Origin of the sequence: Shinella sedimenti (genome assembly GCF_022601905.1) — a bacterium.
Lineage (GTDB): Bacteria > Pseudomonadota > Alphaproteobacteria > Rhizobiales > Rhizobiaceae > Shinella > Shinella sedimenti.
Genome location: NZ_JAKVIN010000005.1, coordinates 141,331 through 155,519 on the forward strand (window position 1 = coordinate 141,331; position 14,189 = coordinate 155,519).

13 protein-coding genes and 1 riboswitch are annotated in these 14,189 nt (G+C 62.9%); of the genes, 10 read left to right on the plus strand and 3 right to left on the minus strand.

Annotated elements, in window-relative coordinates:
- Positions 1-3: 3 nt before the first annotated feature.
- Positions 4-1,011 (minus strand): D-alanyl-D-alanine carboxypeptidase family protein, encoded by a 1,008-nt coding sequence (locus tag MKI86_RS12965; protein ID WP_241601329.1) that lies wholly within the window; start codon positions 1,009-1,011, stop codon positions 4-6.
- A 234-nt stretch (positions 1,012-1,245) separates the two neighbouring features.
- Positions 1,246-1,473: riboswitch (cobalamin riboswitch) on the plus strand.
- 160 nt (positions 1,474-1,633) lie between these two features.
- Between MKI86_RS12965 and MKI86_RS12970 the strand changes: the two genes are divergently transcribed.
- The 9 genes from MKI86_RS12970 (at position 1,634) to MKI86_RS13010 (ending at position 11,817) form a co-directional block, all read left to right on the plus strand.
- Positions 1,634-2,650, plus strand: coding sequence for an ABC transporter substrate-binding protein (locus MKI86_RS12970; RefSeq protein ID WP_241601330.1), 1,017 nt, complete (start codon positions 1,634-1,636; stop codon positions 2,648-2,650).
- On the plus strand, positions 2,647-3,687 hold the full coding sequence (locus tag MKI86_RS12975; RefSeq protein WP_241601331.1) for a FecCD family ABC transporter permease: 1,041 nt from the start codon (positions 2,647-2,649) through the stop codon (positions 3,685-3,687). Before MKI86_RS12970 ends, MKI86_RS12975 begins: the two co-directional genes overlap by 4 nt.
- The gene (locus MKI86_RS12980) at positions 3,684-4,448 is read left to right on the plus strand and encodes an ABC transporter ATP-binding protein (protein ID WP_241601332.1); all 765 of its coding nucleotides are present in this window, start codon (positions 3,684-3,686) and stop codon (positions 4,446-4,448) included. Before MKI86_RS12975 ends, MKI86_RS12980 begins: the two co-directional genes overlap by 4 nt.
- A 4-nt stretch (positions 4,449-4,452) precedes the next feature.
- Positions 4,453-5,226 (plus strand): class I SAM-dependent methyltransferase, encoded by a 774-nt coding sequence (locus tag MKI86_RS12985; RefSeq protein ID WP_241601333.1) that lies wholly within the window; start codon positions 4,453-4,455, stop codon positions 5,224-5,226.
- 110 nt (positions 5,227-5,336) lie between these two features.
- The gene (locus tag MKI86_RS12990) at positions 5,337-7,745 is read left to right on the plus strand and encodes a glucan 1,4-alpha-glucosidase (protein WP_241601576.1); all 2,409 of its coding nucleotides are present in this window, start codon (positions 5,337-5,339) and stop codon (positions 7,743-7,745) included.
- Positions 7,746-7,790: 45 nt separating this feature from the next.
- Positions 7,791-8,798, plus strand: coding sequence for a phosphogluconate dehydrogenase (NAD(+)-dependent, decarboxylating) (gene gnd, locus MKI86_RS12995; protein WP_241601334.1), 1,008 nt, complete (start codon positions 7,791-7,793; stop codon positions 8,796-8,798).
- Between the two features lie 22 nt (positions 8,799-8,820).
- A complete protein-coding gene (gene zwf, locus MKI86_RS13000; protein ID WP_241601335.1) occupies positions 8,821-10,236 on the plus strand; it encodes a glucose-6-phosphate dehydrogenase in 1,416 nt (471 codons plus the stop codon).
- A complete protein-coding gene (locus tag MKI86_RS13005; protein ID WP_241601336.1) occupies positions 10,217-10,918 on the plus strand; it encodes an ROK family protein in 702 nt (233 codons plus the stop codon). The genes zwf and MKI86_RS13005 overlap by 20 nt, the downstream gene beginning before the upstream one ends.
- 137 nt (positions 10,919-11,055) lie before the next feature.
- On the plus strand, positions 11,056-11,817 hold the full coding sequence (locus tag MKI86_RS13010; RefSeq protein WP_241601337.1) for a DeoR/GlpR family DNA-binding transcription regulator: 762 nt from the start codon (positions 11,056-11,058) through the stop codon (positions 11,815-11,817).
- Positions 11,818-11,833: 16 nt separating this feature from the next.
- Here the strand turns inward: MKI86_RS13010 and MKI86_RS13015 are convergent, their stop codons facing one another.
- Positions 11,834-12,703, minus strand: a complete 870-nt coding sequence (locus MKI86_RS13015) for a LysR family transcriptional regulator (RefSeq protein ID WP_241601338.1) — start codon at positions 12,701-12,703, stop codon at positions 11,834-11,836.
- A gap of 93 nt (positions 12,704-12,796) precedes the next feature.
- Between MKI86_RS13015 and MKI86_RS13020 the strand changes: the two genes are divergently transcribed.
- The gene (locus MKI86_RS13020) at positions 12,797-13,786 is read left to right on the plus strand and encodes a bile acid:sodium symporter family protein (protein ID WP_241601339.1); all 990 of its coding nucleotides are present in this window, start codon (positions 12,797-12,799) and stop codon (positions 13,784-13,786) included.
- Between the two features lie 139 nt (positions 13,787-13,925).
- On the opposite strand, the gene MKI86_RS13025 is transcribed toward MKI86_RS13020, so the two are convergent.
- Positions 13,926-14,177: a DUF6894 family protein gene (locus MKI86_RS13025; RefSeq protein WP_241601340.1), complete on the minus strand. Its 252-nt coding sequence runs from the start codon at positions 14,175-14,177 to the stop codon at positions 13,926-13,928.
- Positions 14,178-14,189 lie beyond the last annotated feature (12 nt).

Consider the following 14,189-nt stretch of genomic DNA (forward strand, 5'->3'; position numbering starts at 1 on the left):
GGACTAGGACGGCCGGCGGGCCGGTATCGGTACATCCACGGCCGTATCGTCCGCCCATGTGCTGATAGTGTGGACCTCGCCTTTCGTTTCGCCCTGCAGATAGCTTTCGTGGCCGGGAAGCCCCATCGGGTAGAGCGCGTCGCGGCTCGTCTCATAGGCCGCGCTCTGATCGGTGCAGAGACGCACGCGCATATCCTGCGGGGCGACATCCTTTCGGTTCGCCAGGTCGTCCACGCGTCCGGCACCGCCGGAAAGCTGCCCCTCAAAGGCCTGCGTCATGTATTGCGCGGAGCGTTCGTTGCGTTCACGCTCCGTCGTCGCGCCGAGAATGACCACCATCACACGCTTGCCGTTGCGCGAGGCGAGCCCGACGATATTGCGGCCGGATGCGCACAGGAAGCCCGTCTTCATGCCCGTCGTGCCCGGATAGCGGGTCAGCAGCAGATTGTTGGACTTGATCTCCTTGCCGTCGATGGTGACCGACGACGCCAGGAAGAAGCGCCGAAATTCGGGAAACTGCCGGTCGACTTCCATGCCGAGGATCGCGAGGTCGCGTGCGGTCGTATAGTTGCTCTTGTCAAACAGGCCGTTCGGATTGGCGAAATGCGTGCCGGTCATCCCCAGACGCGCTGCGGTGTCATTCATGCGCTTGACGAAGGCGGCTTCGTTGGGCGCGACCGTTTCGGCGACGGCGACCGCCACGTCGTTGGCCGATGCGGTGATCATCGCGAAAAGGGCGTCCTCCAGCGTCATTGCGCGGCCGATGGTTAGCCCTGATTCAAGGAACGCCTGCTTGGTCGCGTTGCGCGTCATCGTTACGGGTGTCGTCAGCGACACCTCGCCCGCCTTCAGTGCTTCGAACGTCACGAAAGCCGACATCAGCTTGGTCGTCGACGCGGGATACCATGGCACGCCGGCATCCTCTTGATACAGCACCTGATGGCTGTCGGGATCGACGACGAGAACTGGCGTGGCATTGGCGACACTCGCCATGAAAAGGGACGCAGCCAATACCAGACATTTCCACGGTCGCCCGACCATCGTGCTTTCCACCATGTATCCGTCTCCAGAAATCAAGCTATTCTAATGGCATGGCACGACCTTGAAGGGCAAGCCGCCGATGCGACGCAGGCTCGCGCACCCTGCGGAGCCGTCCACACTGCATATATAAATGTCGTTTTGGACGAACAGGCGGCAGCGCCCTTTGCAAGCGGGCATCTGCGCCTTGACGCGGATCGGGGCGCATCATAAGGGGAATGCGACGGTTCCCGGAGGACGACTCCGAAGGGATTAATAGGGAACACGGTGCGGACGACCCAAAAGGGACCAAGACCGTGGCTGCCCCCGCAACTGTAAGCGGATTGCCGACCATCCCCGGGCCTTGAAGGCCATGCCACTGCGAGACATCGCGGGAAGGCAGATGAGCGACAGATATCCGTGAGCCAGGAGACCTGCCGTCGAACACGATCCAATCAGCCGGGCGGGGATGCCTGGAAAGGAGCAGATATGTCTGACCTGAACCTTTGCCGTTCGACGGCATCCATCCGCCTCGATTGGGCTTTCCGCGCGAACTGACACTTATGTCGCCCGCTGCACCTGCGCAGCGCTCGCCCTCTTCGGAATTGAGGTTTCCATGCGCCAGATCCTTGCCACCATTACATTCGCAGTCGGCCTGACCGGCCTTGCCGGCACCGGCTTCGCTGCCACGCAGTATCCGCTGACCATCAACAATTGTGGCCAGCAGGTCACCTTCTCCAAGGCTCCCGAAAAGATCGTCTCGATCGGCCAGGGCATGACCGAAGTGCTGTTCTCCCTTGGGCTTGCTGACAAGATTGCGGGCACCGCCGTATGGGTCGGCCCTGTTCTTCCCGCCTATGCAGAGGCCAACGACAAGATCAAGCGACTTGCCGACAACGATCCGAGCTTTGAAGCCGTTGTCGGCGAGGAGCCCGATCTCGTCGCGGCCGAGTTCGAATGGCATGTCGGCGTGCAGGGCGCGGTCGGCAAGCGCGAGCAATTCGCCGATCTCGGCATCAATACCTATGTCGCGCCGGCCGACTGCGTCGACAAGATCAATGAGGACGGCGGCGACGGCGTGCGCAAGGAACTGTTCACGATGGACCTGATCTATCAGGAAATCGCCGAACTCGCTGAAATCTTCGACATCAAGGAGCGCGGCGACGCCCTCATCGCCGACCTGAAGAAGCGCGAGGCGGATGCCGTCGCATCGATTGAAGGTGCCGCCGGCAAGAACCTTCCCGTCGTGTTCTGGTTCTCCAGCAAAGAGGTGAACGGTGACGCCTTTATCGCCGGCAAGAACAGCGCGCCTGCCTATATCCTCAAGACGATCGGCGCCAAGAACGTCGTCGCCACCGAAGAGGAATGGCCGCTGGTGGGCTGGGAGACCATTTCCCAGGCAAACCCCGCCGTCATCGTGCTCGCAACGATGGAACGCCGCCGCTATGCGGCCGACGACCCGCAGACGAAGATCGACTTTCTTGAGAACGACCCTGTAACCAAGGAACTCGACGCGGTGAAGAACAGGCACTTCGTGATGATGGACGCGCAGTCGATGAACCCGACGATCCGCACGATCGACGGCATCGAGACGCTGGCGGCCGGCATCAAGTCCTTCGGCCTGTCGCAGTGAGAGCTGCCGCATCCCGACAGCATCGGTGGTGGGCGCTTGTGGCGCTCACCATTGCCGCAGTCATCCTGCTCGCGATCATGATCAGCTTCGCCGTCGCCATCGGCGAGATCGCCATTCCCGTTTCCACGACGGCCAAGGCAGTGTCGAACCGGATCTTCGGCACATCCTTCGAACTCAACCGCATCCACCAGGGCATCGTCTGGGACTACCGGCTCAGCCGCGCGCTGGTTGCCGCAAGTGCCGGCGCATCACTTGCCCTCTGCGGCGTCGTTCTCCAGGCGATGTTGCGCAATCCGCTTGCAGAACCCTATGTGCTCGGCATCTCGGCAGGCGCCTCGACGGGCGCAGTCTGCGTCATGATCCTCGGCCTCGGCTATGGCGCGCTGACGCTTTCGGGCGGCGCCTTCATCGGCGCGATCGTCGCTTTCCTGCTCGTTGGCGTCCTGGCCGCCGGCGCTGGCCGCTCCAGCGAACGCATCATCCTGTGCGGCGTCGCCGGCTCGCAGCTCTTTAACGCGCTCACATCCTATATCGTTACAACATCCGCCAATGCCGAACAGGCGCGCGGCGTGCTGTTCTGGCTGCTCGGCTCGATGAGCGGTGTGCGCTGGCCCGACGTTTATCTCTCCGTGCCGGTCGCCATCGCCGGATATCTCGCCTGCCTGTTCCATGCCCGTGCGCTCGACGCCTTCGCCTTCGGCACGGATGCCGCCGCCGCACTCGGCATCGCCGTGCGGCGCGTTCAGGTCGTGCTGTTCGGCATCACCGCGCTGATGACCGCCGCCGTCGTCAGCATGGTCGGATCGATCGGCTTCGTCGGGCTCGTCATTCCCCATGCCGCGCGCTTCATCGTCGGCCCTTCGCACCACAGGCTCCTGCCGGCGACAGCACTGGGCGGGGCAATCTTCATGGTTTTCGCCGACATCGTCTCGCGCATCATCATTCCGCAGCAGATCCTGCCCATCGGTGTCGTTACCGCGCTGTTCGGCGCTCCTGCTTTTGCCATCATTCTCTTTCGTGCCCGGAGAAGCGTGTGAGTATCGCCGTCGAGAACGTCGCCTATACTGCCGGCAAAACCATCGTCGTCGATGGCATCACGCTGGCGGTGGAGCAGGGCAAGGTGCTCGGCCTTCTGGGGCCGAACGGTTCGGGGAAGTCCAGCCTGCTCCGGCTGATCTGCCGCCTGCGCAAGGTCGACAGTGGCATCATACGCCTTGCCGAACAGGACATCGCCGCCATTCCGCGTGCAAGCCTCGCGCGTCGCGTCGCCTTCGTGGAACAGCAGGCAACGACCGATACCCAGTTGACGGTGCGCGACATCGTCCAGCTCGGGCGAACGCCGCATCGCGGCCTGCTGTCCCCCTGGGGCGTGGATGACGACCTCGCCGTCGAGGACGCGCTAGCACGGGTGGACATGGCCCATAGGGCGGACCAGTTCTGGCATACACTTTCGGGCGGCGAGCGTCAGCGGGTGCACATCGCGCGGGCACTGGCGCAGACGCCGAGCGAACTTCTGCTCGACGAGCCGACCAATCATCTCGACATCCAGCACCAGCTGGAAATCCTGTCGCTCGTCACCCGGCTCGGCGTCACGTCGATCATCGCCCTGCACGATCTCAATCTCGCGGCGATGTTCTGCGACAGTCTCGCCGTCCTGCAGAACGGCAAGGTCGTGGCCGCCGGCGCCCCGCAGGATGTGCTGACCGAGGACCTTATTGCCCGCGTGTTCGGCGTGCGGGCGCACATCGAGCGCTCCGTCGTCCATGGTCGCTACAACATCCAGTACGCGATGGGCTGACGGGATGGACGGCCGAAACTTCAATCTCAAGGAAGAAATCCGCGAATACTGGTCGAAGCGGTCGCAGACGTTCGACCTCGCCTTCGGTCACAGAATTCCCGCCGGGCCTGAGGCCGATGCCTGGCAGCGGCCGATCCGGGAACTGCTCGGCGAGGAGCCGAAACGCGTTCTCGAGCTTGCCTGCGGCACCGGCGAGGTGACGCGCCTGATCCACGACCTCGGCCACGAAGTCACGGCTCTCGACTTTTCCGAGGCCATGCTGTCGGTCGCGCGCGCCAAACATGCGGGCAAGAGCGGACTTCGCTTCCTGCTGGCGGATGCCGAAAACACCCTTGAACCGGATCAGTCCTACGACGCCATCATCTGCCGGCACCTCGTCTGGACGCTGACACGGCCGGAAGAAACCTTCCGCGAATGGTTCCGCATCCTGCGTCCAGGCGGATGCCTGCTCGTCTTCGACGGCGACTGGGCAACACCGAAATTCTCCGGACGCGTGGCCGGTCTGCTCATCTCGCTCATCGACCGCGTCATCGGACCCGACACCAATTATGACGGCGCCATGAGCGAGCGCCATGCGGCGATCATGAACGCCCTGCCCTTCGGCGCCGGGCTGCGGCCCGCCTTGATCGAGCCCTTGCTCGCATCCGCGGGCTTCCACGATATCGCCCTGCATTCGCACGGACCGATCGCGCGGGCACAGCGCCGGAACGCCAACCTGCGCAACCGGCTTCGAACCTTCGTGTATCGCCGCTTCATTCTGACCTGCCGCCGTTCCTGAGCGCGACCGAATGGCGCACCGTCCTGCCGCGCGGCGCCCTCTGGCCAAGCAGTTGCAATACCCTACATTAGGGATAGCATCGGCCGCCTCGCGTGGAGCATAACTTGGACATAGCCGCCAGCCAGAATCCCGCCCCCGGCGCGCCGGGAATTGATGCCCGATGGACCTCCAGCGCCAAGAGTGGAGTGGGAACGGCGCTGACCGCGGCCTCGCGCACCTGGTTTACCATCAGCCACGGCATTCTCAACGAGGTCTACCATCCGCGCCTCGATCACGCCTGCACGCGCGATCTCGGCCTAGTGGTCACGCGCGACGACGGCTATTTCTCGGAAGAGAAGCGCCACGCGAGACATGATGTTGTCTGGTTTGCGGACGGGGTTCCCGCCTTCCACCTCACCAATACGGCGCTCGACGGCGCCTACAGGATCGAGAAGCGCATTCTCACCGATCCGTTGCGGCCGACGGTCCTGCAGAGTGTTCGGTTCACCCCGCTTTCCGGCGTGGCAGCGGATTATCACGTCTACGCCCTGCTTGCTCCCCATCTCGTGAATGCGGGGATGGGCAATTCCGCATGGATCGGCGATTACAAGGGCGTGACGATGCTCTTTGCCAGTGGCCGGGGACAGTTCCTGGCGCTCGCCTCATCCCTGCCCTGGCGCGAGGCGTCTGCCGGCTATGTCGGCACCTCGGACGGCTGGCGCGCCTTGTCTGCCTCGGGCAGGCTCGACGCCCGATATGCAAGTGCGTCGAATGGCAACGTCGCGCTGACGGGCGAAATCGGCTTCACCGCAACGCAAGACCTCGCCCTTCTTGCGCTCTCCTTCGGGCCGAGTGCGGATGAAGCGGGTTACAACGCCCTTGCCAGCCTCAATGCCGGTTTCGACGCCGCTGCGCGCAGCTACGTGGCCGGATGGCGCGACTGGCAGAAGGATCTTCTGCCCCTCGACCAGCCCGGTCACAAAGGCCCCAACCTCTACCGCACCAGCACGGCAGTGCTCGGCACGCACCGCTCCTCCAGCTTTCCCGGGCCCGCCATCGCCAGCCTCTCCATTCCCTGGGGTTTCGACAAGGGCGACGATGACCTCGGCGGCTATCATCTCGTCTGGCCGCGCGATCTCGTCGAAACGGCCGGCGGTTTTCTTGCCGTCGGCCTCGTCGACGATGCACTGGAAATCCTCGCCTATCTGCGCACCATTCAGGAGGCTGACGGGCACTGGCCGCAGAATGTCTGGCTCGACGGCACGGCCTACTGGAGCGGTATCCAGATGGACGAATGTGGCTTTCCGCTGCTGCTGGCCGATGCGCTGCACCGCACGGGCGCGCTTTCGCGCGAGATGCTCCTGTCCTACCTGCCTATGGTGGAGCGCGCGACCGCCTATCTCTTGAAGAATGGTCCCGTCACCGGCGAGGACCGCTGGGAGGAGGACAGCGGCTACTCCCCCTTCACGCTTGCCGTGGAGATCGCGGCCATGCTTGCTGCCGCCGATGTTCTCGACGCATGCGACAGACCAGAGGCTGCGCGCTTTGCGCGCGAGACCGCCGATTGCTGGAACGACCAGATCGAGAAATGGACCTATGCAAGCGGAACCGGTACATGCGCCGCGCTCGGCGTGTCCGGCTACTATGTGCGCATCGCTCCGAGCGATCTTTCCGGCGCGGCCTCTCCCCGGGATGGCTTCGTTCCCATCAAGAACCGACCGCCCGGCGATGCCGACCGGCGGCCGGACCTGATCGTCAGCCCGGATGCGCTTGCGCTGGTGCGCTTCGGCCTGCGTGCGCCCGACGATCCCCGCATCGTTGATACGGTCAAGGTCATCGACGCCTCTCTGCGCGCCGATCTGCCGCAGGGGCCGGTCTGGTATCGCTACACCGATGACGGCTATGGCGAACACCCCAATGGTGACCCCTTCGATGGTACGGGCCAGGGGCGGCCCTGGCCGCTGCTGACGGGCGAGCGCGCGCATTACGAACTCGCCGCCGGCCGCCCACAGGTCGCCTTGGATCTTCTCGGCACCTTTGCCGCCTGCGCCGGGCCGGGTGGATTACTGCCCGAGCAGGTCTGGGACGGCGCCGACATGCCGGAACGGGAACTGCTACGGGGCTGCCCTTCCGGCAGCGCCATGCCGCTCGTCTGGGCGCATGCGGAATATGTCAAGCTGCTGCGCTCGCTGCGCGACGGGCATGTCTTCGACATGCCGCCACAGGGGCCGGCGCGCTATATCAGGAACAGCACCACCGCGCCGTTCCGCTCATGGCGTTTCAACAACAAGATCCGCACACTCGCCAAAGGCAAGATGCTGCGCCTCGAGCTTCTGGCTGCCGCGACCGTTCGCTGGAGTGCAGACGCCTGGGTGACCGCCGAGGAAAGCGCCACGTGCGAGAATGCCTTCGGCATCCATGTCGTCGACATTCCGGTTTCGCATCTCGTCATCGGCCAGGGTGTCGAGTTCACGTTTTTCTGGCTTGACGCGCAACGCTGGGAAGGGCGCAATTTCGGCGTGATCGTCGCGCCGGAGTGACGGCTCGACCCCGCCAGACCACTATCTCAAACGAAGGACGTAGCAATGCAGATCGGCATGATGGGATTGGGGCGCATGGGCGCCAACATGGTACGGCGCCTGATGAAGGACGGCCATGACTGCGTGGTCTATGATATCAACCCCGAAGCCGTCGCGGTACTCGTCGCGGAGGGCGCGACTGGCGCGACATCGCTAGAGGATCTCGTCGCGCGGCTTGCAAAACCCGCCTGCCTTTGGCTGATGCTGCCCGCCGCCATCACCGGCAAGATCGCGAACGAAGTCGCCGCAGAAATGCAGCCGGGTGACATCATCATCGACGGCGGCAATTCGCACTATCAGGATGCCGTCGATCTCGCCGCGGAGCTTTCCGGGCGTGGCATCAACTTCGTCGATGTCGGCACCAGTGGCGGCGTTTGGGGGCTGGAGCGCGGCTATTGCCTCATGATCGGCGGCCCCGACGCTGCAGTGCGACACCTCGATCCAATCTTCGCCACGCTTGCGCCCGGGGCTGACAAGGATACGGCGCCGTCCCTCGAACAGGGCACGGCCCCGTTCGGCTACCTCCATTGCGGCCCAAGCGGCGCAGGGCACTTCGTCAAGATGGTGCACAACGGCATCGAATACGGGGTGATGGCGGCTTACGCAGAGGGGCTGAACATCCTGAAGGCCGCGAATGCCGGCAACCGGCCGCGCACCACCGATGCCGAGACGAGCCCGCTCAAAAACCCGGAATACTATCGCTTCGATATCGACCTTGCTGCCGTCACAGAAGTCTGGCGGCATGGCAGCGTCATAGGCTCCTGGCTGCTCGACCTGACGGCCGGCGTCCTCAAGAACGACCAGACGCTTGCGGGCTATGGCGGGCGCGTCTCGGATTCCGGCGAAGGACGATGGACGCTCAAGGCGGCGATCGACACCGGCGTGCCCGCGCCTGTTCTCTCTTCGGCCCTCTTCGACCGCTTCAGCTCGCAGGGTGAATCAGCTTTCGCAGACAAGCTATTGTCGGCGATGCGCTTTGCCTTTGGCGGCCATGTCGAGAAGAAGGCGGATTGATACCCGTTCGAAGGAGACCACGATGACGAACGATCGTTCGGATGCTCTCGTATTGTTCGGCGCAACGGGGGACCTCGCGCACAAGAAAATCTTCCCGGCGCTCTACCGCATGGTGGCGCGCGGCGCGCTTCACGAGCCGGTTATCGGCATCGCCTATGACGACTGGCCGCGTGAAAAACTGATCGAACGGGCCCGCGACGGCATAACGAGAGCCCTTGGCACGATAGACGAGGCCGTTTTTGCCAACTTTGCCAGCCTGCTGAACTATGCCAGCGGCGACTATCGCGTGCCCGAGACTTTCGACACATTGAAGCGCGCGCTCGGCAGTGCCCGCAATCCATTGTTTTATCTTGCTGTACCACCGAGCATGTTCGCGCCGGTGGTGGAAGGCTTGCAGCACTCGAACCTTGCGAAAGGCGGGCGACTGATGGTGGAAAAGCCGTTCGGGCGCGACCTGGCCTCTGCCCGGCAGCTCAACGCCATCCTGCACACGGCCTTTGCGGAGAAATCCATCTTTCGCATCGATCATTACCTCGGCAAGGAGGCGATCCAGAACCTGCTTTACTTCCGCTTCGCCAATTCCTTCCTCGAGCCAATCTGGAACCGCGATCACGTGGAAAGCGTCGAGATCACCATGGCCGAGGATTTCGGCGTGGAAGGCCGTGGCAAGTTCTACGACGAGGTCGGATGCCTTCGAGACGTGATCCAGAACCACCTGCTCAATGTCCTGCTGCTGCTCGCGATGGAGCCGCCGGCCGGTCGCGCAGTCGATGACCTGATTGACGAAAAGGTGCAGGTCCTGAAGGCCGTGCGCACACTCAAGCCTTCCGATGTGGTCCGGGGACAGTTCAAGGGCTACCTCGACGAGCCCGGCGTGCAGCCGCACTCGTCCGTGGAAACCTTTGCAGCGGTGCGTTTCCACGTGGATACATGGCGCTGGAAGGATGTTCCCTTCCACATTCGTGCCGGCAAGAACCTTCCGGTCCACATGACAGAGGTTGTGGTGCGGCTGAAACTGCCCCCCATCGATGTCTTCGACACCATCCGCCGCGACGATTCCAACTATCTGCGTTTCCGCATCTCGCCGCAGGTCGCGGTGGCGCTCGGTGCACGGCGCAAGGCGGCCGGCGATGCGATGGCTGGCGAGCCTGTCGAACTTCTGGCGGTCGATGACGATACGGGCGACATGACGCCCTACGAGCGGCTGATTGGCGATGCCATGAACGGCAATGCCCAACTGTTCACGCGTCAGGATGCGAGCGAGATCGCTTGGCGCATCGTGGAACGTGCTCTCGAAGACCCGTCACCGCTCCACGTTTACGATCCCGGCTCGTGGGGTCCGCCTCAGGCCACGCAGGGATTTGGGCCGCCCGGTGGCTGGTACGCAGCCCCTGCGCAGGACAATCAGGAGAGCGGGCATGACGACGAAAGAGGATGACGCCTCATCGACCGACAAGGTTGTTCTGTCGATCGATGTGGGCGGCTCGCATGTGAAAATCATGACGAGCACGCATGTCGAAGAGCGACGGGTGGAATCCGGTCCAAGCATGTCTGCGGCGCGGATGGCCGACGCGGTCCGCGACCTTGCCAGGGGCTGGTCGTATGACGTTGTCTCCATCGGCTATCCCGGCCCCGTCAGGGAAAACAAGCCGATAAGGGACCCCGCCCATCTCGGGAGCGGCTGGGTCGGCTACGATTTCGCGGATCATTTCGGAAAGCCGGTCAAGGTGGTCAACGACGCCCTCATGCAGGCCATCGGCAGCTATGAGGGCGGGCGTATGCTCTTCCTCGGTCTCGGCACGGGTCTGGGCACCGCAATGATCCTCGACAATGTCTGTCATTCCCTGGAAGTTGGCCACCTGCCCTTTCGAAAAGGCCGGAGCTTCGAGGATTATGTCGGCGAGCCCGCCCTTGAAAAACGGGGAAAGAAGAAATGGCGCAAAGCCGTCGCCGCGGTCACGGACTGCCTGAATGCGGCCCTGCTGCCCGACTACATCGTCATCGGCGGCGGCAATGTCGCACACCTCACCGACCTGCCTGTCAACAGCATACGCGGCGACAACACACGCGCCTTTGCCGGCGGCTTCAGGATGTGGAAGGACGCATCGCTTCGCCTGTAAGGCGCGGTCCCATCGTCACGGTCGATGCCTTGTCATTGATGTGGCATTTTCTGCTTTTTTGACCGATCATGCGGCTTTTCTTGTCAGCGCCCATCGAACGGATTAAGGAAGCAGAAAGCATTGTGGACATGACTGACATGAACCCTTCCAAACGCCACAGCGATATCCTCCGCCTCCTCCAGCAGGACGGCACGGTGACGATTGCCGAACTCGCGAGCAAACTTGGCGTTTCGCTCGAAACCGTGCGCCGGGATATCAAGCCGCTCACGTCGAACGGCAGTGTGGTGAAGATGCACGGCGCCGTGGCGCTGCCCTCCATTGTCGGGGAGGCGCCCTTCGAGAAGCGCATGCGCGAAAACAGCGAAGCGAAAAAGGCGATCGCGGCCGCCCTGGCCCTGACCATTCGCGACGGCGATTCCGTCATGCTGGATACGGGCACGACCACGAGCTATCTCGCACGCGAGCTGCTCGGGCACCGGCGCCTGACGGTGGTGACGAACTCCTCCGACATCGCCCGCACGCTTTCCACGGTCAACGACAACCGCGTCTATATGGCCGGCGGCGAGCTGCGCAGCGACAATGGCGCCGCGTTCGGCGTGTCAGCGATCGATTTCGTCAGCAATTTCACTGTCAGCCACGCCGTCATCACGACAGGCGCGGTTGACGCTTCAATCGGTATCATGGACTACGATCTGGAGGAGGCGGAATTCGCGCGAACGGTTATCTCCCGCGGAAAGCGTGCGATCGTCGTCACCGACCACAGCAAATTCGGACGGCAAGGCCTTGTCAGGGTTTGTGCATTCAACGCACTGACCGACCTCTTCACGGACAAGGCCCCACCCCGCGATATCGGCTCAGCCCTGAAAACTGCCGGCGTCAGTCTGACCCTGGCGGGTTAAGCGTCCGACGAAAACCTCAACCCACGCTCCCGACCGGAACGAACCCCTTGCCAAACCTCTCGCGCACCCGACGGGAAAAGGCAGAAACGGTTGCACGGTCGGCGGATGCCGATGTCACCAGCACGAATTCAACGTCTTCGAGAGCCGGCAGATGGGGCGGCGCGATTTCGCGCAGACCGGCCGGCGCAAGGCTGCGGGGCTGCACCAGCACGCCCATGCCCGCGCGGGCCGCCGCCGTCAGGCCGCTGAGGCTGGGGCATGAGCAAACGATGCGCCATGCTGTACTACTTTGCTCAAGCGCTTCCATGAGCAGCATGCGCGTCAGGCTCGGCGGCGGGAAAACGATCAGCGGCAGGACGGGTTTCGCCAGCACGGCCTCGGGATCGCTTGCCAGCCAGATCAAGGGCTCGCGCAAAACGCTGTCGCCCCGCCTGTCGCCAATCCTGCGTTTGGCCATGACGAGATCCAGCTCGCCGCGATCCTGCATTTCTCCGAGCGTCCTGGAAAGCGCGACGGAAAGCTGAAGGTCGACGGAGGGATAGTCCGCGATGAAATCCTCCAGAAGGCCCGGCAAATGCCCGCTCACAAGGTCCTCGGAGACACCGAGCCGGAAAGCCCCCCGTGGCGTCTCCGTCTCAAATTGCGCGACCGCTTGACGCTCGAGGGCCAAAAGCTGCCGGGCATGCGGCAGCAGCGCTTCGCCATCCGGCGTCAGTCGCACGGTGTGCGTGTCGCGGTGGATGAGCCGTCGCCGCAGATCGCGCTCCAGACGCTGCACATGCTGGCTGACCGTTGACTGACCGAGCTGCAGGCGTTCGGCAGCGAGGGTAAAGCTTTTTACCTGCGACACCGTGAGGAAACTGCGCAGCTGGACGAGATCAAGCATATCACGATCCTTGATAACTGTTATTTCTTGCATCTCGATTCAGGATATCCATGATCGCGCGATAGTCGAGACTTGATCGATCTGGATACACACGTGAAGAACCTTCTCCCTGATACCTTCACCCTTCTCCTCCTGGCAGCTGTTGGCCTGGCCTCAATCCTGCCGATTTCCGGCGAACCGGCGGATTGGTTCGGCATCGCCACGATGCTGGCGATCGCCGGCCTGTTCTTCCTGCATGGCGCGCGTCTTTCCACCGATGTGGTTATTGCGGGCTTCCTGCACTGGCGGCTGCAACTGTTCATCCTGGTCACGACCTTCGTTGTCTTCCCGCTGCTCGGACTGGCGCTCGGCATGCTTTCGCCGTGGCTTATTCCCCAACCGCTCTATCTCGGCCTGCTCTTCCTCTGTGTGCTTCCGTCCACGGTGCAGTCGTCGATTGCGTTTACCTCGATTGCCGGCGGGAACGTGCCGGCAGCGATCTGCGCAGCATCGACCTCCAACATTCTCGGCATCTTCCTAACCCCGGTGCTGGTCGCCATGCTGTTTTCCGCCGGCGGCCATGTCGGGGTTTCTTTCGACATGGTGTGGAAGATCATGCTGCAGCTCTTCCTGCCCTTCGTGGCCGGCCAGCTACTGCAGCCATTCATCGGCAACTGGGTACGCGCCCGCAAGGCGCTGCTCACCCCATTCGACCGCGGCTCCATCCTGATGGTCGTCTATCTCGCGTTCTCAGAGGCGGTGACGCAGGGCGTCTGGCACCAGCTGGACGGAAAAGATCTGGCACTGCTTGTCCTGATCGACACTCTCCTGCTGACGACAGTGCTTGTGATCACCAGCTTGGGCGGAAAGCTGTTCGGCTTCAACCGTGAGGACCGCATCACCGCTCTGTTCTGCGGTTCGAAGAAAAGCCTGGCGAGCGGCGTGCCCATGGCCGGCGTTATCTTCGCCGGCCAGTCGGTCGGAGCCATCGTCTTGCCCCTGATGCTGTTCCACCAGATCCAGCTCATGGTCTGTGCCTGGCTGGCGCGGATCTACGCCCAAAGGAAGGCAACGACCGCACCGGAACCCGCGCCCGCATCATGACGGCGACAGCAGCACCGTTGATTTCACCGAAGATGCGGAGTCACGAGCTAACGCGGTCCGTCACGGCGTTCGGTCATCTCCTTCCTGGAGATTGAACGATACGACGCTACCGACGGGAACCCCGTTGGAGGGACGCAGCCTAGGAAAACATAGTCGGAGGCTGGTTCGGAAACTCGGCTGAGAATTTCAGTTTAAACAACATATTTCCTGCCTCATCTGTGACGGCCATCATCCATTCGTTGCCCAGCCACAGGTTCATATTCTCATCCGTGAGCATTTCACCGGCACCGCGAAGCGCCTCGAATCGAGCTTGGTTTTCATCGGCAAGAAAAAGGCCATCAACGTCGATCGCTGCGCGCCCATCCAGTACGTGAAAGAAATATCTAGGCATAGCTTGCACTCC